Annotated in this window: 18 protein-coding genes and 1 other RNA gene; 12 read left to right on the forward strand and 7 right to left on the reverse strand. The window is 67.0% G+C overall.

The annotated features are described in order from the left end of the window. Window positions 1–17: 17 nt before the first annotated feature. Window positions 18–968 carry an RluA family pseudouridine synthase gene (locus K7G81_RS03140; protein ID WP_223029258.1) on the reverse strand — a complete coding sequence of 317 codons (951 nt, stop codon included), beginning with the start codon at window positions 966–968 and terminating at the stop codon, window positions 18–20. Window positions 969–985: 17 nt separating this feature from the next. Here K7G81_RS03140 and K7G81_RS03145 point away from each other — a divergent pair, with 17 nt between their 5' ends. The 12 genes from K7G81_RS03145 (at window position 986) to K7G81_RS03200 (ending at window position 11,549) form a co-directional block, all read left to right on the forward strand. After that, complete coding sequence (locus K7G81_RS03145) at window positions 986–1,465, forward strand: M67 family metallopeptidase (protein WP_223029259.1); 480 nt, start codon at window positions 986–988, stop codon at window positions 1,463–1,465. Continuing rightward, the gene (locus K7G81_RS03150) at window positions 1,462–2,106 is read left to right on the forward strand and encodes a histidine phosphotransferase family protein (RefSeq protein WP_223029260.1); all 645 of its coding nucleotides are present in this window, start codon (window positions 1,462–1,464) and stop codon (window positions 2,104–2,106) included. Before K7G81_RS03145 ends, K7G81_RS03150 begins: the two co-directional genes overlap by 4 nt. A gap of 170 nt (window positions 2,107–2,276) precedes the next feature. Beyond that, on the forward strand, window positions 2,277–4,580 hold the full coding sequence (locus tag K7G81_RS03155; protein WP_223029261.1) for a chemotaxis protein CheA: 2,304 nt from the start codon (window positions 2,277–2,279) through the stop codon (window positions 4,578–4,580). Next, window positions 4,580–5,005: a chemotaxis protein CheW gene (locus tag K7G81_RS03160; protein WP_223029262.1), complete on the forward strand. Its 426-nt coding sequence runs from the start codon at window positions 4,580–4,582 to the stop codon at window positions 5,003–5,005. The genes K7G81_RS03155 and K7G81_RS03160 overlap by 1 nt, the downstream gene beginning before the upstream one ends. 92 nt (window positions 5,006–5,097) lie before the next feature. After that, window positions 5,098–5,463 carry a response regulator gene (locus K7G81_RS03165; protein WP_223029263.1) on the forward strand — a complete coding sequence of 122 codons (366 nt, stop codon included), beginning with the start codon at window positions 5,098–5,100 and terminating at the stop codon, window positions 5,461–5,463. 20 nt (window positions 5,464–5,483) lie between these two features. Beyond that, on the forward strand, window positions 5,484–6,554 hold the full coding sequence (locus tag K7G81_RS03170; protein ID WP_255586511.1) for a chemotaxis protein CheB: 1,071 nt from the start codon (window positions 5,484–5,486) through the stop codon (window positions 6,552–6,554). Further along, window positions 6,551–7,408 carry a CheR family methyltransferase gene (locus tag K7G81_RS03175; RefSeq protein WP_223029264.1) on the forward strand — a complete coding sequence of 286 codons (858 nt, stop codon included), beginning with the start codon at window positions 6,551–6,553 and terminating at the stop codon, window positions 7,406–7,408. The genes K7G81_RS03170 and K7G81_RS03175 overlap by 4 nt, the downstream gene beginning before the upstream one ends. A 61-nt stretch (window positions 7,409–7,469) precedes the next feature. Further along, on the forward strand, window positions 7,470–8,159 hold the full coding sequence (locus K7G81_RS03180) for an N-acetylmuramoyl-L-alanine amidase (protein WP_223029265.1): 690 nt from the start codon (window positions 7,470–7,472) through the stop codon (window positions 8,157–8,159). Window positions 8,160–8,234: 75 nt separating this feature from the next. Further along, an RNA gene (gene rnpB / locus K7G81_RS03185) (RNase P RNA component class A) lies at window positions 8,235–8,607 on the forward strand. Between the two features lie 47 nt (window positions 8,608–8,654). After that, window positions 8,655–10,631 carry an energy transducer TonB gene (locus K7G81_RS03190; RefSeq protein WP_223029266.1) on the forward strand — a complete coding sequence of 659 codons (1,977 nt, stop codon included), beginning with the start codon at window positions 8,655–8,657 and terminating at the stop codon, window positions 10,629–10,631. Between the two features lie 64 nt (window positions 10,632–10,695). Further along, window positions 10,696–11,232 carry a J domain-containing protein gene (locus tag K7G81_RS03195; protein WP_223029267.1) on the forward strand — a complete coding sequence of 179 codons (537 nt, stop codon included), beginning with the start codon at window positions 10,696–10,698 and terminating at the stop codon, window positions 11,230–11,232. Beyond that, complete coding sequence (locus K7G81_RS03200; RefSeq protein ID WP_223029268.1) at window positions 11,217–11,549, forward strand: hypothetical protein; 333 nt, start codon at window positions 11,217–11,219, stop codon at window positions 11,547–11,549. Before K7G81_RS03195 ends, K7G81_RS03200 begins: the two co-directional genes overlap by 16 nt. Here the strand turns inward: K7G81_RS03200 and K7G81_RS03205 are convergent. The 6 genes from K7G81_RS03205 to K7G81_RS03230 form a co-directional block, all read right to left on the reverse strand. Continuing rightward, window positions 11,537–11,944: a SufE family protein gene (locus tag K7G81_RS03205; protein WP_223029502.1), complete on the reverse strand. Its 408-nt coding sequence runs from the start codon at window positions 11,942–11,944 to the stop codon at window positions 11,537–11,539. The genes K7G81_RS03200 and K7G81_RS03205 overlap by 13 nt on opposite strands. A gap of 93 nt (window positions 11,945–12,037) precedes the next feature. Next, window positions 12,038–12,277, reverse strand: a complete 240-nt coding sequence (locus K7G81_RS03210; RefSeq protein ID WP_223029269.1) for a hypothetical protein — start codon at window positions 12,275–12,277, stop codon at window positions 12,038–12,040. A 22-nt stretch (window positions 12,278–12,299) separates the two neighbouring features. Continuing rightward, window positions 12,300–12,548, reverse strand: coding sequence for a hypothetical protein (locus K7G81_RS03215; protein ID WP_223029270.1), 249 nt, complete (start codon window positions 12,546–12,548; stop codon window positions 12,300–12,302). 36 nt (window positions 12,549–12,584) lie between these two features. Beyond that, complete coding sequence (locus K7G81_RS03220) at window positions 12,585–12,848, reverse strand: hypothetical protein (protein WP_223029271.1); 264 nt, start codon at window positions 12,846–12,848, stop codon at window positions 12,585–12,587. Between the two features lie 12 nt (window positions 12,849–12,860). Continuing rightward, on the reverse strand, window positions 12,861–13,181 hold the full coding sequence (locus tag K7G81_RS03225; protein WP_223029272.1) for a hypothetical protein: 321 nt from the start codon (window positions 13,179–13,181) through the stop codon (window positions 12,861–12,863). Window positions 13,182–13,204: 23 nt separating this feature from the next. Next, on the reverse strand, window positions 13,205–13,561 hold the full coding sequence (locus tag K7G81_RS03230) for a hypothetical protein (RefSeq protein ID WP_223029273.1): 357 nt from the start codon (window positions 13,559–13,561) through the stop codon (window positions 13,205–13,207).

The following is a 13,561-nucleotide window of genomic DNA, read 5'->3' on the forward strand; positions in this document are numbered from 1 at the left end:
GCGTTTCGGCATGAAACCTATACGATAAGTGACGTGAACAGTTCCTGCATGTCAGCAGGCAATTCGCTATCGAAGGACAAAGCGTTGCTTTTAACGGGGTGGATGAACCCCAGATGCGCCGCATGCAAGGCCTGGCGCCTGAAACGCAGCGTTTCCAGCAACTGCCGGTGGGCCACTTTCGTCCTGCCATAAACGGGATCGCCGAGCAACGGGTTCCCGATCGAGGTCATGTGGACGCGAACCTGGTGGGTGCGCCCGGTTTCCAGCCGGCATTCGACCAGCGCCGCCTCGCGCAGCGGCCGAATGGTGCGGTAATGCGTCACCGCGCGCTTGCCCGATTGCACGATCGCCACCTTCTTGCGGTTGACCGGCGAGCGGGCGAGCGGGGTGTCGATCGATCCCGCCATCGGATTGGGCCGTCCGGCGACGATCGCCTTGTAGCGGCGGTCGATCGAATGGACCGCGAATTGCTTGGCGAGACCTTCGTGCGCCCGGTCGGTCTTGGCGACGACCATCAGCCCGGAGGTATCCTTGTCGATCCGGTGGACGATCCCCGGCCGCGCGACCCCGCCGATGCCCGACAATCGTCCGGCGCAATGATGCAGCAGCGCGTTGACCAGCGTGCCGTCCGGGTTGCCCGCCGCGGGGTGGACGACGAGCCCGGCAGGCTTGTCGATCACCAGCAAATGGTCGTCCTCGAACACGATCTCGAGCGCGATGTCCTGCGGTTCGTTGTGCGCGGGCGCTGGTGCGGGGACCGAGACGGTGAAGGCTTGCCCGCCGACCGCCTTCTTCGCCGGATCGCGCACCGCGCTGCCGTCCTCGCCGAGCACCTTGCCCGATGAAATCAGTGCCTTCAGCCGTTCCCGCGACAAGGTGGGCACCGCGTCGGCAAGCGCGCGATCGAGCCGCCAGCCGTCGGCTGCCTCGGCAATTGCTACGTTGAAGGTGGAATCCCCCCGGATCATGCCCTAGCTAAATGGGGATGAGGGTGCGGATTTCAAGTGCCATAGTCGAGCAGATCACCACGTTGGCGGCGGCGTCGCCCGAGGCGGAGATCTGCGGTCTTTTGTTCGGAACGGGCGATGCGATTGACCGCGCGCAGCCGTGCCCGAACGCCGCTGCCGATCCCGCGCGCGCCTTCGAGATCGACCCGGCTGCCCTGATCGCCGCCCATCGCGCCATGCGAGCGGGCGGCGCGCGCCTGATCGGCCATTTCCATTCGCACCCCAATGGGCAGGCGATGCCGTCACCGCGCGACGCCGAGGCGGCCGCCGCTGACGGGTCGATCTGGCTGATCGCCGCGGCGGGCGGGGTCACCGGCTGGCGCGCCGTCGCTGATGGCCCCGTCGAAGGCCGGTTCGAGCCGCTCCTGCTCGACCGGATCGCATCGGGTTGCGCCGAGCGCTCGCGTCCGCCAGAAGGAGCGCAACTCAAGCACCTTGCGGGAGAGGCTTCGCGATGACGGTGAGCTCGGTCGAATTCGCCAGCCTGTTGTGTTCACGGCTGTGCCACGACCTGCTGAGCCCGGTCGGCGCGCTCAACAACGGGCTGGAGCTGCTCGCGGACGAGCATGATCCCGAAATGCGCACCCGCTGTATCGATCTGCTGGGAGAGAGCGCGCGGGCCTCGGCCAACAAGCTCAAGTTCTTCCGCCTTGCCTTTGGCGCCGCCGGTGGTTTCGGCGAGACGGTCGACACGCGCGAGGCGCGCACCGCGATCGAGGGCCTGTTCGCGGACAACAAGCGCATCCAGCTCGGCTGGCTGGTCGAACAGCCGGTGCTGCCCAAGAGTGCTATCAAGGTGATGCTCAATCTCGCGCTGATCGCCGGCGACGCGCTGGTGCGCGGCGGCCAGCTCGATATCGGCGGCGAAACCCGCGATGACGGGACGGTCGAGATCGTTGTGCGCGCGGCGGGGCCGCGGATCGTGCTCGATACCGAGCTGCGCGAGGCGCTGACCGGAAACATCGCCGACGGCCAGCTAACCCCGCGCGCCGCTGCGGCGCATCTCGTCCACGCGCTCGCCCGCGAAGGTGAAGGCGACGTCCAGGTTTCCGAGCCCGATGCCGAAGTCCTGCTGTTCGGCGCCGCGCTGAAGGGTTGAAGGCCGGCAGCGCATGTCGCGTCATGCTGAAACAAGTTCAGAGTGACGGTTTTCACTAGGGCGAATGGCTGCAAGGGATCCATTCTTCCTTTGCGCAACGCGCTGCCGGGTAAACGCCTCCTTAACCGTCGCCGGTCCACAGTTCCGCGCGAACCGGGGTTCGGGGGACCATGGACGACCTGCTGCAGGAATTCATCGCCGAAACGCGCGAAACGATGGAGGCATTGACCGGCGAGATCGTCGCCTGGGAAGCCGATCCGTCCGATCGCGCGCGGCTCGATGCGATCTTCCGCTTCGTGCACACCGTCAAGGGCAGCTGCGGCTTCCTCGATCTGCCGCGCCTCGCCCGGCTCAGCCACGCGGCGGAGGATGTGCTGTCGGCGGTGCGCGGCGGCGAGCGCGCGCCCGATGCCGCGTTGGTCAACGCCGTTCTCGCCATCGTCGATCGCATCGGCGAGATCGTCGAGGCGATCGACCAGGGCACGGCGCTGGATGATTCGGGCGAGGAATTGCTGATCGCCGCGCTCGACGGCAAGGCCGAGGCGGAGCCGGCGCAGCCTTCGGCTGTATCGATGGCACCACGCGCGCCGACCCGCAGCGTTCGCCTCTCGGTCGATCTGCTCGATCGGATGATGAGTGGCATGTCGGACATGGTGCTGGCGCGCAACGAACTGGCGCGCCGCCTGCGCGAAGCCGACGATCCCGCGGTCGAGGCATCGCTCGAGCGGCTGTCGCTGACCGTCGCCGAAATGCGCGATACCGTCACCCGCACGCGGATGCAGAAGATCGACGCTTTGTTCTCGGCGCTGCCCCGGATGGTGCGCGATACCGCGGCCGGACTCGGCAAATCGGTCGCGCTGAGCATCGAGGGCGCGGATGTCGAGCTTGATCGCGAGATGATCGAGATGATGCGCGATCCGCTCGGCCATATCATCCGCAACTCGATCGATCACGGCATCGAAGCGCCGGCCGATCGCCGCAAGGCGGGCAAGAGCGAGAACGGCAGCCTCACCGTATCGGCGCGGCAATCGGGCAATCAGATCATCATCGAGATCGCCGACGATGGCCGCGGCATCGATGTCGACAAGGTGATCGCCCGACTGGCCGCAACGGGGCGCAACGCAAGCGAGCTGCGCGCGCTGCCCGAAAAGGCGAAGCTCGATCTGGTGTTCGAACCGGGTCTGACCACCAAGGATGAAGTCACCGGCGTGTCCGGCCGCGGTGTCGGCATGGACGTGGTGCGCGCCAATGTCGAGCAGATCGGCGGGCGCATCGATTTGTCGAGCCAGCGCGGGCAGGGGCTGACGACGACGATCCGGGTGCCGCTTACCCTGTCGATCATCTCGGCAATCATCGTCGGTGCCGGGGGCCAGGGATTTGCGCTGCCGCGCCAGTCGATCGAGGAGATCGTCGGGATTCGCGACGACGGGTCGATCCGGATCGATCGGCTCGGCGCGACCGCGATCGCCACCGTGCGCGAGCGCCGGCTGCCGCTCGTCGATCTCGGTGCGCTGCTCGGCTTGGCCGCGCCCGATCGCGGCGATCCGCGCATGCTGGTGATCGTCGGCGTGCCCGGCGGTGCCTATGCGCTCGCTGTCGACGATGTGCTCGATAACGAGGAACTGGTCATCAAGCCCGCCGCGCCGGCGGTGATGGCGCCGGGCGTCTATGCCGGCCAGACGCTGCCCGACAGCGGCCGGCCGATGCTGCTGCTCGACGGTGCCGGCATCGCCAACGCAGCGGGGCTGGTCTTCACGCGCGAGGTCGCGGCGGAGCCCGCCAACGAGGACGAGGCCGAGCCGGTGATGCCGGCGCTGATGTTCCTCGATCTCGATGGCGTGCGCCGGGCGGTGCCGCTCGCTGTCGTCGATCGCGTCGAGCCGGCCGATCCGCACGACATCCACTTTACCGCGGGCGAGCTGCGCTTGTCGGTCGACGGCCGGATCGTGCCGCTTGCCGCGCAGGGCACGCTCGACGGGCGCGAGGGCGTATCGATCCTGCGCCTGACCGATGGGGCCAGCGATATCGGCTATGCCATTGCCGAAGCCCTCGATATCGCCGATCTGCCGTGCGCGATGACGCCCGCGCGCGAGCCCGGGCCGGTCGCCGGCGTCGTCGCCTGGCGCGGCGAGCAGATCGAGATGCTCGACGCGCATTGGCTGTTCGCGGAACATGTGCGCGTGGCTTCGGATGGTGTCGCGCGGCCGATCTGCCTGTTGGCCGGGCGCGAAGCGGGGTGGATGGCGACCTTCCTGCGCCCCGCGCTCGAACGCGCCGGTTATCGTGTCGCCACCGCGCTCAAGCCCGGCGAAACCGCCGCGCTCACGCTGGCGATGGATGACGACGCCGTCACCGATAACGCCCCGGTGCTGCGCCTGTCGCGCGAGCCGCGCGAGGGCGCGGACACGATCTTCCGCTACGATCGCGCCGGCCTTGCCCAGGCCCTGGCGCGCCATGCCGCTGGAGCACGCTGATGGCCGATCTTTTCCTCATTGCCGAAATCGCCGGCCGCCCGGTAGCGATCGCTTCCGATCAGGTCGAATCGGTCGTCGATATCGGCGAGGTGGTGCCGGTCCCGCGTGCCGATGCGCGCGTGCGGGGACTTGCCGCGCTGCGATCCAGGGTCGTGACTGTGATCGATACCCGTGCGGTGCTCGGTCTCAATGGCGGCGATATGCAGAGCCGCGCGGTGATAACGGCGATCGAGGGGCATCACTATGCCGTGCTGGTCGATGCGCTCGAAGACGTGACGCCGTGCGCGCTGCAACCGCTCGCGGGCGGTATCGTGCTCGATCCCGCCTGGCGTCCGATCGGCTGCGGGATCGTTGAACTCGGCGGCGAGCCGGTGCTGGCGATCGATCTGCGGGCGATGATCCCCGGCCTCGCCGTCGCGGCCTGATTCCACGCCGAGGACGTCCCCCGATTAACGGGACGCTTACGCATTTCGGGCACACAAGAAGCCCGACCGTTCGTCAAACAGGGTGCGCACTCATGAAGACCTGCCTAGTCGTCGATGATTCGAAGGTGATCCGCAAGGTCGCCCGGCATATCCTGGAGACGCTCAACTTCGAAGTCAGCGAGGCCGGCGACGGCCGCGAGGCGCTCGACAGTTGCCTCGCCTCGGCGCCCGACGTGATCCTGCTCGATTGGAACATGCCGGTGATGAGCGGAATGGACTTCCTTCGCGCGCTGAAGGACAGCGCGGTATCGCAAAAGCCCAAGGTCGTGTTCTGCACCACCGAGAACGGCATGGCCTATATCCGCGCGGCGATCGAGGCGGGGGCCGACGAATATGTCATGAAGCCGTTCGACCGAGAGACGCTCGAAAGCAAGCTGCAGATCGTCGGCATGGCCTGAACGGGCCGGAGCGAGACGCGATGGCCGTCATGCCAGATCAGCACGTGAGGCCAGATTGGGCCGGCCCGGTCGCGCGCATCCTGATCGTCGACGATTCGGTCGTCGCGCGCGCAGTGATCGCGCGAATGATCGATCAGGGGCGCGGCTATGAAGTCGCCGCCGCGGTTTCCGACGTGCACATGGCGCTCGCCTTTCTCGCGCAGGAAAAGGTCGACGTCATCCTGCTCGACATCGAATTGCCCGGCATCGACGGGCTGACCGCGCTGCCTGACATCATCGCGGCCGGCGGCGGCGCCAAGGTGCTGGTCGTTTCCTCGGCGTGTGACGAGGGCGCGGCGGTCACGGTCCAGGCGCTCGCGCTCGGCGCCGTCGACACGCTGGTGAAGCCCAACAACGGCTCGATGATCGGCGGGTTCGCGACGAGCCTGGAACGCAAGCTTCAGCGGCTGACGCAATCGGGCGAGCCGGCGCCGCAACCGCAGCGCCAGGCGCCCTCGCTCGCGGCGGGCGACGAATTCGATATCGTCGCGATCGGCGCCTCGACCGGCGGCATCCATGCCCTGAGCCATGTGCTGCGCGCGCTGCCGCCCAGCTTCCAGGTGCCGATCCTCATCACCCAGCATCTGCCCGAATCGTTCATGCCCTATTTCGCCGCGCAGGTGGCGATCCTGGCCGGGCGGCCGTGCGACGTCGCCACCGATCACATGCGCATCCGCCCCGGCCGCGCGATCCTCGCGCCCGGCGACGCGCACCTGCGCTGCACGCGGCTGGCCGAAGGTGGCGCCGCGTTGCGCCTCCTGCGCACGCCGGCATCCAGCGGGTGCATGCCGTCGGTCGATCCGATGCTGGCCTCCGCCGCCGAAATATTCGGCGCGCGGACGCTCGCGATCATGCTCAGCGGCATGGGGCGCGACGGTGCGGAGGGCGCGGCGAAGGTGGCCGCCGCGGGCGGCTGCGTGATCGTGCAGGACCAGGCGAGCTCCGTGATCTGGGGCATGCCCGGTGCCGTCGCGCGGGCGGGCAATGCTTCCGCGATCCTGCCGCCCGACGAGATCGGCCGCGTCGTCGCGGCGCAAAGGCGGCCGGCATGATCCCGCTTGCGGCGCCCGAAATGCCGGCGAGCGGCGCGCTCAACGTGCTCGCCGCGCTGCTCGAATCGCGCACCGGCCAGCAGATCGCGGCCAATCGCGCGTGGCGCGTCGAAACGACGCTGAAACCGCTGATGCGCGCGCGCGATATCGCCGGGCTCGATCAGCTCGTCTCGGCGATCCTCGACGGCAAGCATCCCGATCTCGCCGACAAGGTGGTGGACGCATTGCTCAATCAGGAGAGCTTCTTCTATCGCGACGCCGCGATCTTCGAGATGATCGCGGCCGCCGTCAGCGCGCTCGATTCGCTGGCATTGGGGCGGCGCGTACGCATCTGGTCCGCCGGGTGCGCGAACGGGCAGGAGCCGCTGTCGCTGGCGATGCTGTTCGCCGAGCGCGAGGAAGCGGGCGGCCCGCAGGCGCCGGAGATCGTCGCTACCGACGTTTCCGAAGCGGCGCTCGCACGGGGGCGGGCAGGGCGTTATTCGCAATTCGAAATACAGCGCGGCTTGCCGATCCGGCGGATGATGCGCTGGTTCGATCAGGAGGGCGAGGATTGGATCGCCAAGCCCGATCTCGTCCGCCGCATCCAGTTCAAGCGGCAAAATCTGGTCGGCGACCCGCCGCCGATCGGGCGCTTTGATATCGTGCTGTGCCGCAACGTGCTGCTCTACCTGTCGGCATCGCACCGTGGCCGGGTGTTCGCCCGCATGGCCGAGGTGATCCGGCCCGGCGGGCTGCTCGTGCTTGGCGCCGGTGAGACGGTGATCGGCCAGACGAGGGCCTTTACCCCCTCGGGCCGCTTCAAGGGTTTCTACGAGGCCACCGGGCTGGGATGCGCCAGCGTCGCGGCCTGAGCGCACGGCAAACCCCGTCCGACAGTTGATTTTCCGCCCGACCCGCGACAAGCCGGGCGATATGAAGCCGATCGACGCGCCCTCGCCCAATTTCGACGCGCGTGCGCTGCCGATCTCGATGATCGTGCTGCATTATACCGGCATGCAGGATGCGCAGTCGGCGATCGAGCGGCTGCGCGATCCCGAAGCCAAGGTCTCGGCGCATTATGTCGTCGATGAGGACGGCAGCGTGCTTCGGCTGGTCGATGAGGCGAACCGCGCCTGGCACGCCGGCAAGTCGCACTGGCGCGGGGTGGACGACGTCAATTCGGCCAGCGTCGGGATCGAGATCGTCAATCCCGGTCACGATTGGGGCTATCGCGCCTTTCCCGACGCCCAGGTCGCCAGCGTCCTGCGCCTCGTCGCCGAGATCAAGGACCGCCACGAGATCACGCGCGGCAATATCGTCGGCCATTCGGATATCGCGCCGGCGCGCAAGCGCGATCCCGGCGAATTGTTTCCCTGGCACGAGCTTGCCCGCCGCCGGCTCGCGCTGCCGCGGCCGACCAGGAACCTCGTCGATCCTGGCTGGGGTGAGGGCGGCTTCCTGATGGCGCTCGAGCGGTTCGGCTATGATGTCGGCGATCCGATGGCGGCGATCATGGCGTTCCAGCGCCGTTTCCGCCCCGAGCTGATCGACGGCGAGATCGACGCCGAACTGCGCATGATCCTGCTCGCGCTGCTCCTGCCCAAGCCGCAAGGGGACGATTGAGGAGGCTTGTGGTTCAGCTTGCGCTGAACCGGTGCCGCTTCCCATAACGCCGGCCGGGCGCTATGGGCCGAAACGCCAGAGGGTCGGGCGGCCGCGGGGGCTTCGTGCCCGCGAGGAAAGTCCGGGCTCCACGGAAACGACGGTGGCGGGTAACGCCCGCCGGGGGTGACCCCAGGGAAAGTGCCACAGAGAGCAGACCGCCGATGCTCGCATCGCGAGCAGGCAAGGGTGAAAGGGTGCGGCAAGAGCGCACCGCGGGCCTGGTGACAGGACCGGCTTGGCAAACCCCACCGGGAGCAAGACCGAATAGGGGCGCCACATGGGCATCGTTCCGGCCCGGCGCCCGGGTTGGTTGCTCGACCCCGGATGCGAATCCGGGGCTAGAGGAATGGCCGCCCATCGCCTGCCAAGGCGTGGACAGAACCCGGCTTACAGACCCTCTGGCGATTTCTCTCGATCCGCGACATAATCGCAAAACAAAACAGGGGGATCGCGATGAGGGGACGATTTCTTTTCGGCGCCGCGCTGATGTCGGCGGGCGGAGTGGCTGCGGCCGCGCAACAGCAGCCGGAGACGACCGTGCAGCAGGATTTCGACCGCGCGACCCAGCTCAGCGACGGCACCGACAAGGTGGCTGCGCTTGCCGCGTGGCAGGCGCTCGAACGGCGCATCAGCGCGAACAAGCGCAGCCATGCAATCGTGCTGGTACGCAAGAGCGAGGTGCTGTTCGATCTTGGCCATAAGGATGATGCGATCGCGGCAGCCAAGGCCGGGCTCGCCGACCTCCCGGAGACCGATCATACCCTCGATAACGACCGCATGCGGGCGGAGCGCAATCTTGGCGGCGTGGCCGAATCGTCGCTCGATTATGCTGGGGCAGCGGTCTATTATCGCCGCGCGCTCCCTCTGGCGGCGACGCCGGTCGACAAGCTCGCAATATTGCGCGGGTTGATCCAGACGGGAATCTTCACCGATCCGGCGACGGTTGAGCCGGAGTTCGGCCAGGCCGACACCCTGCTCGGACAGATCAAGGCGGATCGCACTGTCAAAGCGATGTTCGCGCGCTTGCGTGACCAGTGGCTGATGGCCCAAGGCAAGTACGATGCGGCGGCCAAGGCCGCGAAAGGTGCGGTTGAGGACCTTGGCGGCCTAACGGTGCTGACCGATATCAACGATGCCGCGGCACGGTCCGATACGGCGATCGCCCTGCTACTCGCCGGTCAATCAGATGAAGCGCGCAAGTATATGGCCTATACCGGCGCCGGCCAGTTGCCGGGCAACGAGTTCGATCCCGGCGCGGAGATGACGGTGCCGCCGTGCGGCGGCGATTCCGGGTTGAGGCCCCAGGATGCAGCGGTCGTCCAGTTCAGCGTCGGCGACGACGGCCGGGTCATCGACAGCCAGCCGGTTTATGCAGCGGGCGGCGGCGCCGCGGCGCTGGCCTTCGCCAAGGCGGCGCGCGATTGGTCCTGGACGCCGGAACAGGCAAAGAAGCTGCCACCCTTCTTTCGGTATAGCGCGCGGGTCGAGTTGCGCTGCTCTACGGCCTTCGAACGCCCCTCGATCGGAAGTTATCTTGATCAGGATCTCGGCGCCTGGCTGATCGCCAAGGGCGTGGAACTGCCGCCCCCGCTGACGGGCAGCGACATTGCCGTGCTGCCGCATTTGCGCGAGCGGTTGGCGGCGCAGCAGACGGCGCAGGGAAATGGTGCGCTGGTGCTGGTGCCGACGCTGATGGCGATCGCGGAAAATGCCGCGAGCGGCCGCGAGGAAATGCACACGATGGCGGTGCGGGCGGTCGCAATTCTCACCGCCAACGGCGCGACGCCGGTTGCCCGGCTCGCGGCAGAGGCGCTGGTATGGATTTCGGCCGATGCCGAAAGTTGGCGTGCGGCTGATTATGTGCGCGCGGTTCAGCCGCGGCTGGAAGATCCGTTTTATGCGACTGACCCGGAAGCGCGTTCGGCGATCCGCTTGATGGTTGCAGACCGGCTGCTCGATCATGCGAGCGATCGTGCGCGGATCCTGCTTCAGCAGGTTGCGGATGACAATAGCCTGGCGGCCAACGACCCGTTGAAGGTAGGCGCACTTGTTCGACTTGCGTCGATCGACGCTGCTGACGGCCATGTCGATCAGGCGCGAGCGGCATTCGAAAAGACGGGATTGTCCGCTGATCAATGTGCCTTGCTCGACGCGCAGCCGCACATCGTTTCGTCTAATGTGGGCTCGGGTAGTTTCCCTCAGGAAGCGAGGCGCTGGGGATTTGAAGGCTGGACGCAATTGCAGTTCGACGTCACCGCCGATGGCCACCCGAAAAACGTGCGTGCGATCGTATCCTATCCGCCTTTCGTCTTTACGGCGGCGGGAACCAATGTCTTGGAGCGCGCGCGATTCTCGAAGAGCTACCGTCCCGACGGAGATCTTGGTTGCGGCGGTGATACGCAACGGGTGAAATTCCAGATCCAAAGCTAGAACCGACGCGCAGGGGCGACGTTGCCGCTTGCGCTCCGCGTGCTGCCGCTTATGTCGTGGGGCGATGCCACGTTCCTCCCGATCGACCGACTGGGGCTTTCCCCGCTGGCGCAGCTACGGCGCCGAGCGCGAGGCCGTGAAGGTGCGCATCTGCGATCGCCATGGATGCGAGGAGCCGGGGGATTGCCCGGCGCCGAAATCGCCCAACAGCAAGGATCGCTGGTATTTCTGTGCGACCCATGCCGCCGAATACAACCGCAACTGGAATTATTTCGAGGGGCTGAGCGAGGAAGAGGCCAAGGCGCGCGAAACGCAGGAGCGGGCCGAGGCGGCGGGCTTCACCGCGTCCAAGCACCATGGCTGGGCGGGGCCGGGCGACGGCAGCCGCAGCCGCGACGAGATGCGCGCGCTCGAATTGTTCGAGCTCGAGGCGGATGCCGATTTCGAGGCGGTGCGCCAGGCGTGGCGGCGGCTCGCCAAGGATACCCATCCCGACGTCCGGCCCGGCGATGCCGAGGCGGCACAACGGTTCCAGGCGGGGCAGGCGGCCTATGAGGTGCTGCGCGTCGCCGAGGAAAATCGCCAATGGCGTCCGGCCTAAAACGCACCGTCCGCTCCGATTGGTCGGGCGCGGTGCTGGTCTGCCGCAAATGTTCGAAGAAGATGGGCGGCGGGTTCGGGCCTAAGGGCAAGGCGCGGCTCGGCAAGGCGCTGCGCAAGCGGCTCGGGCTCAAGAAGGGGCGCAAGGCGCCATTCGGCATCGTCGAGGTCGGCTGTCTCGGCGTCTGCCCGCACAAGGCGGTGACTGTGATCGATGCCGGCGAACCGGCGCGCTGGCATATAGTGCCGGCGGGCAGCGACATCGACGACATCGCCGCCGCGCTCGGCCTCGCGCCGGTCAGGGCTCAGCGCGCGTAGCGCTCCGCGGTGGCGCGGATCAGGGCGATCATGTTGGGAATGCCCTGCGTCCGGTTCGAGCTGAGCTGGTTCCGGAGGTCGAACGGCGCCAGCGCGGCATCGATATCGGTGGCGAGGATCGTCTGTGGCGGCTGGTCCTGCACGGTCAGCAGGACGAGCGCGATGATTCCCTTGGTGATCGCCGCATTCGAATCGGCCAGGAAATGGAGCGTGCCGTCGTCGCGGACGGTGGGATAGACCCACACCGATGCCGAGCAGCCACGCACCAGCGTCGCGTCGGTCTTGAGCGGATCGGGCATCGGCTCGAGCGCGCGGCCGAGGTCGATCAGCAATCGGTAGCGGTCGTCGGGTTCGAGGAATTCATATTCGTCGCGGAGGTCGGCCAGGCTGGTCATGCCCGGCAAGTAGGAGGGGCGGCCGGTCAAATCAAACCGTCATGCCAGCATATCGTGCCGTCGCCCCAGCCCGCGCTGGGGTGACGGCGTTGGTCAAAGATCCACCCCGGCGGCGATCGCTTCCAGCTTGCGGATGCGTTCCTTGAGGTCGGCGATCTCGATCCGCTGGCTCGCGCTCGGCACCGCAGGCTCGCGCCCCGGGGCCCGCTGATCGAGCTCGTGCTGCTTGAATTGCAGCCAGCCACGCCAGCCGGTCAGCGCGGCGACCGAGAGCATCGCGAGCCCCGCGAGCCCGGCGACGGCCATGGTAAGATAGAAGGTCGGGTCGTTCATGACACGGTTCCTCTGGTGAATGTCAGCTCTTGTCGCGCAGCCGCTCGATCTCGCGATCGAGGTCGCTCGACGAATGATTGTCGGTGATGACGCGTTCGAGGACCTGGACCCGTTCGCGCAGCGCCTGGACTTCCTGGCGCAACTGGCGGCTTTCCAGCGCTTCGGCCGGATCGGCTTGCGGCGCCCGTCCCTGATAGCGGTAGCGCGACTGGATCACGCGGCCGATGGTCACGACGATGATGATCGCAACGACCATTTCAAACGGGTTCATGGGTCCAGTTCCTCCTGAATTCTCTTATCTGTTCAATTAATTGAGCGGTTCGTCGCGGAGCCGCTCGATCTCGTCGGAAAGCGCCAGCCCCTTGTCGGTGACGATCCGTTCGAGCACGCGGACGCGCTGCTCCAGCCGCTCGCTATGCGCCGCATATTGCGCGGCCTTTTCGGCGACCATCTGCGATTCGATCTCCATCTGGCGCTCGCGCAGCTTGAGCCAGGGACGGACGATCATCGATGCGATGATCGCGACGATCGGGATGCTGAGCGCCAGCATCGGAATGAGAAGGGCGTTCATCGCGGCGGTTCCTCAATTGCTCGGCTTGCGCAGCCGCTCGATTTCCTCGTCGAGCATGTGCGAGCTGTCGGTGACGATGCGCTCGACGTTCGACAGGCGATCCTTGATCGAGCCGAGTTCGGCGCGCAGCTGGGCGTTTTCCTGGCTCAACAGCTTGACGCGCTCGGTCGTCTCGCCGTTGGTCTTGGGATAGATCGCCTGGCCCCATGCGCCATCGAGCGGGTAGCCATTCTTGATCCGCATCCAGATCGTCAGCACCCAGCCGACTACCCCGATCAGCGTGATCATCACGATCAGCGGCCCCATCCGCATGATGATATCGGCGGCGTCCATTTTCTCTCTCCCCGTGAATCTGGTCAGTCGGCGTCGCGCAGCGCTTCGATTTCGCGCGCGGTCCGTTCGGCGGGATCGGTGGCGATGCGTTCGAGCACGCGCAGCCGCTCTTCGAGCCGGCCGATCTGGCCGGTCAATTTCTCGTTTTCGCTCGAGAGCAGGTCGATCTTGCGCTGCGCCCCGGGGCTGTAGTCGTCATCATTGTCGCGTGCATCCCAGATGCCCACGCCCATGAACGGGTGACGGCCCCGGCGCATCGCGCGGCGGGCGCGGCGGTCGTGCAGCGGATAGCCGTGCTTGGCCATGATCCCCATGCGGACGACCCCGGCGAACAGCGACATGCCGATGATCGCGAGAACGAAGAATTGTCCGTGGTCCAT

Origin of the sequence: Hephaestia mangrovi (genome assembly GCF_019880555.1) — a bacterium.
Classification (GTDB): domain Bacteria; phylum Pseudomonadota; class Alphaproteobacteria; order Sphingomonadales; family Sphingomonadaceae; genus Sphingomonas; species Sphingomonas mangrovi.